This window comes from Rhizobium alarense, assembly GCF_021555155.1.
GTDB lineage: Bacteria > Pseudomonadota > Alphaproteobacteria > Rhizobiales > Rhizobiaceae > Rhizobium_D > Rhizobium_D alarense.
Genome location: NZ_JAKGBU010000089.1, coordinates 7,635 through 9,845, shown reverse-complemented (window position 1 = coordinate 9,845; position 2,211 = coordinate 7,635). Strand labels below are relative to the sequence as shown.

Genomic DNA, 2,211 nt, shown 5'->3' with positions numbered 1-2,211 from the left:
TCTCAGCTCGACGCAGCTTGCCGTGCTGACTGCGGAAGACATCGCAACCTTCTCGACCGCGGACATCGCGGCACTCGGTTCCAGCGCCATCGCGGGCCTGTCCACAGCGGCCATTGCGGCGCTGACGACCGGCCAGGTTGCGGCTCTCAGCACGTCCGGGATTACCGGCCTCGGCACCAAGCAGGTCGCGGCACTCGAAAGCGGTCAGGTCGCGGCCCTGACCACGGACCAGATCGCCGCCCTTTCCGCCGCGCAGGTTGCGGTGTTGAGCACAAGCGAGATCGCCATCCTGTCGACGGAGCAGATCGCCGCCCTGAGTGCCGCCAGCGTCGCGGGCCTCACCACAAGCCAGATCAACGCCTTGAGCTCCGACCAGGTCGAAGCATTGTCCTCGAGCCAGGTCTCTGCCCTCACGTCGACCCAGCTCGCGGCATTGACGACCGAGGATATTGCAACATTTTCGACCGCCGACATCGCGGCCCTGGGCTCCAGCGCCATCGCGGGGCTCTCGACGGCCGTCATCGCTGCCCTGACGACCGACCAGATTGCCGCCCTGAGCACTGCCGGCATCTCCGGCTTGCGGACGAAGCATATCGATGCCTTGAGCTCGGATCAGGTCGCGGTCCTGACGACGGCCCAGATCAGTACGCTGTCTTCCGCTCAGGTCGCTGCCTTGAGCACGGACGAGATCGCCGCTCTTTCGGCCGATCAGATCGCCGCCCTGAGCACCGACGGCATTGCGGGCCTTTCAACCAGCCAGATCGATGCCATGGGTTCGGACCAGATCGAGGCCTTGACCGCGACCCAGGTCGCCGCTCTCAGCTCCAGGCAGATCGCGGCACTGGACACGGACGACATCGCGCTCTTCTCGGTCGACGATATCGCGGCGATCAGCTCTGACGCCGTCGCGGGACTGTCGTCGGAACTGATCGCGGCGCTCTCCGCCGACCAGCTCGCCGCCCTGAGTTCGGAAGGCCTCGAGGGGTTGTCGACGAGCCAGATCAGTGCGCTGACCGCAGCCCAGGTCCAGGAGCTGACCACGGCCCAGATCGCCGCGTTCACGTCGAAGCAGATCGCCGCGCTCAGCACCAGCGGCCTGGCCGCATTTTCGGCCGAGCAGATCGCCGCCCTGAGCACGGACGGTATCGCTGGCCTTTCCACCACACTTGTCAACGCGTTGAGCACCGACCAGGTGGAGGCCTTGACGACGACACAGGTCGCCGCCCTCAGCTCCAAGCAGATCGCCGCGCTTGGTACGGAGGATATCGCTGCCTTCTCGACCGCCGATATTGCAGCGATCAGCGCGAGCGCCGTGTCGGGGTTGAGCACGGGTCTTCTCGGCTCGCTTTCCGCCGATCAGGTCGCCGCACTGAGCACCGCCGCGATTGCGAGCCTCTCCACAACACAGATCAATGCCTTGAGCGCCGGCCAGGTCGAGGAATTGACCACGGCGCAGATCGGCGCTCTGAGCTCCAAACAGGTCGCAGTCCTCGGCACTGACGACCTCGCTGCCCTCACCACCGACCAGATCGCCGCACTGAGCACGGCCGGCATCGCGGGCCTGTCCACCAGCCAGATCAACGCCATGAGCACCGATCAGGTGGAGGCCCTGACGGAGACCCAGGTCGCGGCCTTGAGCTCGACGCAAATCGCGGCGCTCGGAAGCGACGACCTGCTGGTCTTCTCGGAGAACGATCTCGCGGCGATCAGCTCGGGCGCAATGTCCGGGCTGTCGACGGACATCATCGCAAGCCTGTCGGCGGACCAGATCGCCGCCCTCGGCACCGCGGCCATTGCCGGTCTCACCACCGATCAAATCAATGCCTTGAGCACGCTCCAGATCGAGGCCCTCACAACGGCCCAGGTAAACGCGCTCAGCTCCAAGCAGGTGGCGGTTCTCGGCACCGATGACCTGGCGGCTCTTTCGGCGGATCAGATCGAAGCCCTCAGCACCGCCGTCATCAAGTCACTCAGCACCGCATCGATTGCCAGCCTGAACACCGAGCAGATCGAGGCTTTGACGACGGCACAGGTCGCAGTGCTGACATCGACGCAGATCGCGGCACTGAGCACCGATGATCTGGAAACGTTCTCGACTGCCGATATCGCGGCGATCAGCTCAAGCGCCATGGCAGGCCTCTCGACGGACACGATCGCCGCCTTCTCGACGGAACAGATCGAGGCCCTCAGCACGGACGGCATCGCGGGCCT

General features: G+C 65.4%; 1 protein-coding gene. It reads left to right on the top strand.

The genetic code is table 11. The features are described from left to right. Positions 1-2,211 (top strand): beta strand repeat-containing protein (locus tag LXM94_RS21590; RefSeq protein ID WP_408015679.1); only part of this gene is annotated, 2,211 nt, incomplete at both ends.